The 7,526-nt window shown below is 59.9% G+C and carries 7 protein-coding genes; 2 read left to right on the top strand and 5 right to left on the bottom strand.

The window, feature by feature from the left end:
* The first annotated feature begins 282 nt into the window (after positions 1 to 282).
* The gene (rpmG, locus tag ACIQ36_RS16725; RefSeq protein WP_045777624.1) at positions 283 to 450 is read left to right on the top strand and encodes a 50S ribosomal protein L33; all 168 of its coding nucleotides are present in this window, start codon (positions 283 to 285) and stop codon (positions 448 to 450) included.
* A 136-nt stretch (positions 451 to 586) separates the two neighbouring features.
* Here rpmG and ACIQ36_RS16720 read toward each other — a convergent pair whose 3' ends face one another.
* Positions 587 to 1,975, bottom strand: a complete 1,389-nt coding sequence (locus tag ACIQ36_RS16720) for a PleD family two-component system response regulator (protein WP_395831395.1) — start codon at positions 1,973 to 1,975, stop codon at positions 587 to 589.
* Positions 1,976 to 1,981: 6 nt separating this feature from the next.
* A complete protein-coding gene (locus ACIQ36_RS16715; protein WP_045774897.1) occupies positions 1,982 to 2,344 on the bottom strand; it encodes a response regulator in 363 nt (120 codons plus the stop codon).
* Positions 2,345 to 2,469: 125 nt separating this feature from the next.
* Here ACIQ36_RS16715 and ACIQ36_RS16710 point away from each other — a divergent pair, with 125 nt between their 5' ends.
* Positions 2,470 to 3,696, top strand: coding sequence for a DNA polymerase IV (locus ACIQ36_RS16710; RefSeq protein ID WP_395831393.1), 1,227 nt, complete (start codon positions 2,470 to 2,472; stop codon positions 3,694 to 3,696).
* On the opposite strand, the gene ACIQ36_RS16705 is transcribed toward ACIQ36_RS16710, so the two are convergent.
* The 3 genes from ACIQ36_RS16705 to ACIQ36_RS16695 all read right to left on the bottom strand — a co-directional run.
* The gene (locus ACIQ36_RS16705) at positions 3,693 to 4,745 is read right to left on the bottom strand and encodes a glycosyltransferase family 9 protein (RefSeq protein WP_395831391.1); all 1,053 of its coding nucleotides are present in this window, start codon (positions 4,743 to 4,745) and stop codon (positions 3,693 to 3,695) included. The genes ACIQ36_RS16710 and ACIQ36_RS16705 overlap by 4 nt on opposite strands.
* Before the next feature lie 16 nt (positions 4,746 to 4,761).
* Positions 4,762 to 5,580, bottom strand: a complete 819-nt coding sequence (locus ACIQ36_RS16700; protein WP_395831389.1) for a cell envelope integrity EipB family protein — start codon at positions 5,578 to 5,580, stop codon at positions 4,762 to 4,764.
* Between the two features lie 106 nt (positions 5,581 to 5,686).
* A partial coding sequence (locus tag ACIQ36_RS16695; protein ID WP_395831387.1) for a helix-hairpin-helix domain-containing protein occupies positions 5,687 to 7,526 on the bottom strand: 1,840 nt, incomplete at its 5' end.

Here is a 7,526-nt window from a genome sequence, read left to right as displayed (position 1 = left end):
TTTCGCAAAAAACGGTTAAACGAGGGATAGCGCGCTTAACCGCGACGCCATCGGCCCATACACCATTGCGCGACCTTCACCACGTCAGAATCCCCATTCGTAACTTACTATCGACGCAGCATCGATAGAGGCCTATACCCCTAGCATCGACCAGCCCGGCGGACAAGAGCGGTTTCAGGTACCGTTTCACGAACATTCGTTTTCCGAATATCGCTTGACTCATCGGTGTTACTCGATATTGTGCCCTCCTCTTTGGGCGATCCATTATTAGGACCGAGCGACATGGCAAAGCCAACTTCCCTGCTGATCAAGCTGGTTAGCACCGCGGACACGGGCTTCTACTACGTGACTAAGAAGAACCCGCGTAAGACCACGAACAAGCTGGAACTCAAGAAGTATGATCCGGTCGTGCGCAAGCACGTCGTGTTCCGCGAAGCGAAAATTAAGTAGTTTAAGCTGGTCACGCAGCTTGAAATCGAAAGCGCCGGTCTTGTACCGGCGCTTTTCGTTTATGGGTTTAGGGAGAAGCCCGGCATAAAAAAAGCGGGGGAAACTCCCCCGCTCTCTTGACCCAGTGTGGCCGCCGTTAGGCGACCGGCATCGAGGCTTCAACGCGGTTCCGGCCCGCTTGCTTGGCGCGATACATGGCTTCATCCGCCCGGCGCAGCAACTCGGACCCCGAAGTTTCCACCATATCGGAAACCGCAACGCCAATACTGATCGTCACCGGCAATTCGCCCGCCGCCGTCACGGTAAAGGGGTCGTCCTGCATGCGCGTGCGCAGCCGTTCCGACACTTTAATTGCCACATCAATGTTCGTGTCGGGCATAACCACGACAAATTCTTCGCCGCCGATGCGGGCGATCATGTCGAAGTGGCGCAACGACCGGCGCATGCGATTGGCAAACTCAATCAGCACCTCATCGCCCGCCGCGTGACCGTAGGTATCGTTGAGGCGTTTGAAATGATCGATATCGCAAAAGGCCACCGAAAGCGGCTTGCGCACGTCATTGGCGTTGCGCACCATTTGATCCAAATGCACGTCGAGATAGCGGCGGTTATAGACACCGGTGAGCGCATCGGTTGAGGCGAGCGCGATGCTTTCCTCGAAATTGGTGCGTAAGCGGGTCTGATAGCGGCGGCGGCGAATTTGCGTGCGCACGCGCGCTTGCAGTTCCTGCCGCTCGATCGGGCGCATGACGTAATCATTGACGCCCAGATCAAGCGCCTTGGCGATCTTACCAATATCCTCTTCGTCTTCCGCGAGCAGAAGAATCGGCAAGGAACGCACACTTTCATTGACGTGGGAGCGGATTTGGCTGCACAGCCGCAGCGCATCGCCTTCCATCAAGGTGAGCGAAATAATCGCCAGATCGAAAACATTGCTGTTTACGGCGGCAATCGCAGCTTCAGTATTATGGATGGACGCGATGGAATGCCGGTCGGATTTGAGAATATTCACGATATTCTCGGCGTCGATGGCGCTTTCCTCGACCACCAAAATCCGCCCTTCCGTAGCCACTTCCTGGCTCATCACCGGCGCGGGCGCCGCAAGGCCGAGGCGAGAGGAGGTTTCTTCCCGTACCCGCCAGGCATCCATCAGGTTTTTCAGGCGAATGAGCGAACGGACGCGCGCAAACAGCGGCACATCGCGCACGGGTTTCGACAGAAAATCATCGGCCCCGGCTTGTAAGCCGCGCACCCGGTCGGCGGTATCCGATAGAGCCGTGACCATAATCACCGGAATATGGGCGGTCGCCGGGTCTTCTTTCAGCTTCTCGCAGACCTTGAACCCATCCATGCCGGGCATCATTACGTCGAGAAGAATAAGATCGGGCGATTCGCTCCGCGCGAGTTCCAGCGCCGTCGGCCCGTTCTCCGCCGAGATGACGTCATAATATTCGCTCGTCAGTTTTGCTTCGAGCAGTTTGATATTCGGAAGAATATCGTCAACGACGAGGATACGGCCCGGCATTAGCCCTTAACCCAAAAAGCGCTGAACGGTCTCGAGGAAGTTCGCGACCGAAATTGGTTTGGCAATATATGCCTCGCAGCCTCCCTCGCGAATCTTTTCTTCATCGCCTTTCATGGCAAACGCCGTAACAGCAATAATGGGGATGGATCGCAGATGTTCATCTTGTTTGATCCACTTGGTGACTTCAAGGCCAGACACTTCCGGCAGTTGAATATCCATCAAGATCAGGTCAGGTCGCTCCTCGCGCGCAAGGCGCAGGGCTTCCATACCGTCCCTCGATTGCAAAATACGATAGCCGCGCGCTTCCAACAGATCGTGGAAAAGCTTCATATTCAGTTCGTTGTCTTCAACGATCAAAACCGTCTTCATCGAAATATACCGAAGCCTCCAAGCGCCCGGGGCCCTGTGCCGCCCGCAACACACTGAACACTCTAGCGACTCGCCACTCGCAAAGAAACCATAACCTTAACATCTGTTGGGACTATGCTCGGGGAATGTTAGGTCGTTTTGAATCGGCGGGCATAACGGGCTTCTGCCGCGACTGCCTCGCAAGCCCCCTTCCTGCCCCGGAAACCGGCCGCGACGCGCTCGCACGCTTGCGAACGCGCTGCCCGGTCTGCGGGTCGCCCCGCTTGCGCTTCCATGCCGAATGGGACCGGCTCACCATCGCCCATATCGATTGTGACGCATTTTATGCATCTGTGGAAAAAAGAGACCGGCCCGATTTACGCCATAAGCCCGTAATCGTCGGCGGCGGCGAGCGCGGCGTCGTTTCAGCGGCCTGCTATGTGGCGCGGGCTGCGGGGGTGCGCTCGGCCATGCCGATGGCCCAAGCCCTGCGCCTCTGCCCCGACGCCACGGTGTTCCCGCCCGCGATCAGCAAATACGCGACCGTGAGCCGCGCCTTGCGCCGCCGTCTCCTCGCGCTGACCCCGCTGGTGGAGCCGCTGGCGCTGGACGAAGCTTTTCTCGATCTCACCGAACCCAGCCAGCGGGGTGCCGTGCCCGCCGCACTCCTGCTGGCAAACCTCGCGCGCGAGGTCGAGGCGAACCTCGGGATCACCCTGTCAATTGGTCTCGGGCCGAACAAACTCCTGGCAAAAATCGCCTCCGATCTCGATAAGCCGCGCGGCTTTGCTTTGATTGGTCAGGCGGAAGCGATGGCCTTTCTGGCCCCGCGCCCGGTCTCGCTGCTCTGGGGCGTCGGCAAAGCGCTGGCCGCCGCGTTGGAGCGCGAAGGCATCCGCACGGTTGGTGATCTTGCCGCCCGCGAGCCGATTTGGGTGGCGCGCCGCTTCGGCCAAGTCGGGTTGCGTCTTGCCGAGTTCGCCCGCGGGCACGACCGCCGCCGCATCACCCCCGACCGCCCCACCAAAAGCGTCGGCGCGGAAACGACGTTTCGCAAGGACCGCACGCGCGTGGATGACCTCAGCGAAGCCCTGCGCCCGCTGGCCGAAACCGTGGCGCGGCGGCTTCAGGCGGCGGATAAGCTTGCCGCCGGGGTAACGGTGAAAATGAAAACGGCCGATTTCGTCCAGAGAACGCGCTCAACTGGCCTGCCCGTGCCGACCCAGGACGCGGAAACCCTGTGGGAAGCCTGTACGCACCTCTTGCACGCCGAAACCCTGGACAAGAGCATTCGCCTGATCGGGCTTTCGTGCGACCGCCTGATTGACGCGGGCGAAATGGAGGATAAGGGCCTTCTCGCGGACCGACTTTAAGAATATTGCCGAACCAGCCGCTCTATTCTGGGCAAAACATCCTCAACGGGAATGGCTTCCGGCTGAATTGTGCCGTAATGCCGGGCCGAAATAACCTCGGATATCGAGGAGAGCGGCATATATTTCTTGGGATTCGTATATCCGAAGAGCGTTAGAAGCGGAGTATTAGCCGCAGCCAGCATATGGGCCATACCGCAATCATTGGTCACGGCGGCGCAAAGGTGCCGCCCGACGGCTACCGTCATGAGCGGCGAAGAAAACGCCGGGTGAAACGTTGCGCTCCCGTCCGCCTGAAGAATCCACGCAGGCAGCAAGGGAGATTCAAAGCTTGCCCGCACGATTGGCACCAAATCGGCCTCCGCTGGCCCCAGTAGAAAAACCGGCGTGAGCCCCCCCGCGATCAAGGCGCGCGCCACGGCAAAATAGCGCTCCAACGGCCAGCATTTTCCGCGATCTCCCGCCCCCGGCACGAGACCGACATATTTGGGGCCAGGGGGTAGTAGCGTCGCCGCCTGGGCCATTCGCTCGGGGCAGCGAAAATCGGGCGGTGGCAGATCGACCTTCTTTGCCGTCCCCAGTGCATCCAGCAGCATCAAATATTGTTCGCTGAGATGTTCGGGCTTGCGCCAATCGCGCGGCCAGCAGTCCGAAAACAGGAAATGTTTGGACGCGGAGACGAAGCCCCCGTGCCGCACGCGGCGCAGAATCAGCGTCTGCCACCAGACTTTCTCGAGATCGATCACCAGATCGAAACGCCGCCCCGCCAGCGGACGGGGGCTAAGCGGACTGAGTGCGCGCCGGTCGAGGCTTAACCCCTGGTGGGTCAGAACCTCGTCCAGATAAGGGGCCATCACACTCTTCAGGCTATTGGCATAGGCCGATCCGCCGAGCGAGACCGCAAACGTAATGTGGGCGTTGGGATAAAGGCAGCGCAACTCATGAAAAAAGCGCGATTGGATGAAAGCATCGCCAATCGGCTGATCTTTACCGTGAACAAGAATGGTTTCGGCTAGAATTTCCCGTCCGAACAACCGGCGCAATCGCGACATTCCAACCCCATTGGCATTAAGAGCATTTAGCTGCCGCCAGAGGTTCGACTTTCAACAGTTTCGCCCGAACAGCAAATTGACCGTAATCGAGCGTCATGGTTCGGGAAACCCCATTTTCCAATAAATCGGCGCCCAATTCATAATCGGGCTGCTCTTCCCCTTGGGTCTGCGGGTCAACCCCCACCTGCTCGGGGAAGAAGGCCATGCGCATGCCCCAGGAGCGGGCTTTTAGCAGCGGGTTCGTTTCCTTGGGGTTGCTTGGTCGGCTCAAACCAATCGCCGCCGTAACCATGGTCGCGCCTTCCACTGAACCACCATCGAAGACATGCTTCGACAGAAACGCCTGCCCGGCCTTTGCCGCCTCGATCAGCGCAATCGTATGGGCCGAGGGAAACAGAACGTCTTTCGGCAGTTGGAAGCGCGCGGCTTCGGGATTGGTGAAGCGTGCCTCGCCGCGCTTGCCTTTGGGGGCTTGAGCGGTGCCGCGAATATCCTCATCAATCTCGCCATTGCTCATCTTCTTCACTTCGAAGCGATAGCGTTGGCCGTTCTTAGCTTCCCAGGAGACGAGGCTGATCTGAAGGTCTGAATCATCGGCATCGGTATAGGACAAGCGCAGCTTATAGCGTTGGGCTACCGCCCAGCCGTCGCAGGTATCGGCCCACTCAAAATAAAGCTGCCCACCCGCCCCGACAATGCCGGAGCCCGATTGGCTTCGGTCCAGCGCCAACTCATAAATCGCACGATGAGGCTGAATCACGGTGGCGGCCGACGCAGCCCCCGCGCCCGTCAACGCAACGACGATACTGAACGAAACAAACGCGGCGCGGACCATTCGGGACCCTTCATCTCTACGAGCTCCCTTAGCCCGTATCGACTCAATATGGCATAGATTAGGCAGACTACTAGCAATAAGCCGCATTTGTTCCGATTGCGCCCGATTAGCGCTTATTCTGCCGCGCTTTCAGTAAGGCCGCCGCGAAGACCCCGTCACCCGCAGGCTCGGGCCGGGATTGCGGCGCGCGTGCAGGTTGCTGAGGCCGCCCTTGCCCCGGCTTCTGGGGTTGCGGGCGCGGCGATGCCTCGTGCGGGCCACTGGGGCGCGGGCCACTGGAGCGCGGGGCCGCCGTTCCATCCATCGGATCATCAAGACGCATGGTAAGGCCGACGCGCTTGCGCTTGATATCGACCTCCAGCACTTTCACTTTCACCACTTGGCCGGGCTTCACCACCTCGCGCGGGTCTTTGACGAACTTAGTCGACAAGGCCGAGACGTGGACGAGCCCATCTTGATGCACACCGATATCAACGAAGGCCCCGAAGGCCGCGACATTGGTAACGACGCCTTCCAGCAGCATGCCGGGTTGAAGATCCTTCAGCTCTTCAACCCCGTCCTTGAAGGTGGCGGTTTTAAACTCGGGGCGTGGATCGCGTCCCGGCTTATCGAGTTCGCGCAAAATATCCTGCACGGTCGGCAGCCCGAAGCGGTCGTCGGCAAAGCTGGCAGGATTGAGCCCGCGCAACGTGGCGCTATCGCCGATAACCTCCGCCACGGGCTTTGCCACGCTTTGCGCGATTTTGCGCACCACCGGATAGGCTTCCGGATGGACGGAGGACGCATCCAGTGGCTCGTCGCCGCCGCGAATGCGCAAGAAGCCCGCCGCTTGCTCGAAGGCTTTCGGGCCGAGGCGCGCGATTTCCTTCAACTGATTGCGGTTGCGGAAGGCGCCTTGGGCGTCGCGCCACGCGATGATATTGCGCGCCAAGGTCTCATTCAGCCCGGACACGCGCGTGAGCAGCGGCACGGAAGCCGTATTGAGATCGACGCCAACGCCGTTCACGCAGTCTTCGACCACGGCATCCAACATCCGCGAGAGTTTGCTTTCGCTGACATCGTGCTGATATTGGCCAACGCCGATAGATTTGGGATCGATCTTCACCAATTCCGCCAGCGGGTCTTGCAGCCGCCGCCCGATGGAAATGGCCCCTCTGATCGACACATCGATGCTGGGAAACTCTTGGCTGGCAAAGGCCGATGCGGAATAGACCGAGGCTCCTGCTTCGGACACCATCACCTTTGTCGCTTTCAGCGCCGGGAAGCGCGCCAGCAAATCGGCGGCAAATCGATCCGTCTCGCGGCTGGCGGTGCCGTTACCGATAGCGATGAGTTGCACGTTATGCTTCTGGCAGAGGGCGGCCACCAGATTGATCGCCTCCTCATAGCGGCGCTGCGGCTCGTGCGGGTAGATCGTTGCCGTATCCAACAGCTTGCCGGTGGCATCGACCACCGCAACCTTGGTGCCGGTGCGGAACCCAGGATCGAGCGCCAGCGTCGGGCGCATCCCGGCGGGGGCAGCCAAAAGCAAATCACGCAGATTGCCCGCGAACACGCGGATCGCCTCTTCCTCGGCCTGTTCGAACAGCCGGTTCATCAGGTCGAGTTCCAGATGGACCGAGACTTTCACCCGCCAGCACCAGCGCGCCACATCTAGCAGCCAAGTATCGGCCGCGCGGCCCTGAGCGGCAATCCCGAAGCGAAGCGCGATCCGGCTTTCGCACGGCCCCATCTGGCCGGGCGGCGGCTCCTCGGGCAGGCCGAGGGAGATCGTCAAAAACTCCTCTTTGCGGCCCCGGAAGAGGGCCAACGCCCGATGCGACGGGATTTGCCGGATTGGCTCGGCATAGTCGAAATAATCGGAGAATTTCGCCCCAGCCTCTTCCTTACCCTCGATGCCCTTCGCGCGCACAACACCGTTTTCCCACAGGAAATTACGCAGTGCG

The organism is Elstera sp. (genome assembly GCF_044372965.1).
Taxonomy (GTDB): Bacteria; Pseudomonadota; Alphaproteobacteria; order Elsterales; family Elsteraceae; genus Elstera.
The sequence above is the reverse complement of the archived record's forward strand: the minus strand, read 5'-3'. Positions and strand labels throughout refer to the sequence as shown.

Excerpts from the sequence above, each read along its gene's own strand:
- rpmG (WP_045777624.1), top strand. The coding sequence starts at position 283 with ATGGCAAAGCCAACTTCCCTGCTGATCAAGCTGGTTAGCACCGCGGAC.
- ACIQ36_RS16720 (WP_395831395.1), bottom strand. The coding sequence starts at position 1,975 with ATGCCGGGCCGTATCCTCGTCGTTGACGATATTCTTCCGAATATCAAA.
- ACIQ36_RS16715 (WP_045774897.1), bottom strand. The coding sequence starts at position 2,344 with ATGAAGACGGTTTTGATCGTTGAAGACAACGAACTGAATATGAAGCTT.
- ACIQ36_RS16710 (WP_395831393.1), top strand. The coding sequence starts at position 2,470 with ATGTTAGGTCGTTTTGAATCGGCGGGCATAACGGGCTTCTGCCGCGAC.
- ACIQ36_RS16705 (WP_395831391.1), bottom strand. The coding sequence starts at position 4,745 with ATGTCGCGATTGCGCCGGTTGTTCGGACGGGAAATTCTAGCCGAAACC.
- ACIQ36_RS16700 (WP_395831389.1), bottom strand. The coding sequence starts at position 5,580 with ATGGTCCGCGCCGCGTTTGTTTCGTTCAGTATCGTCGTTGCGTTGACG.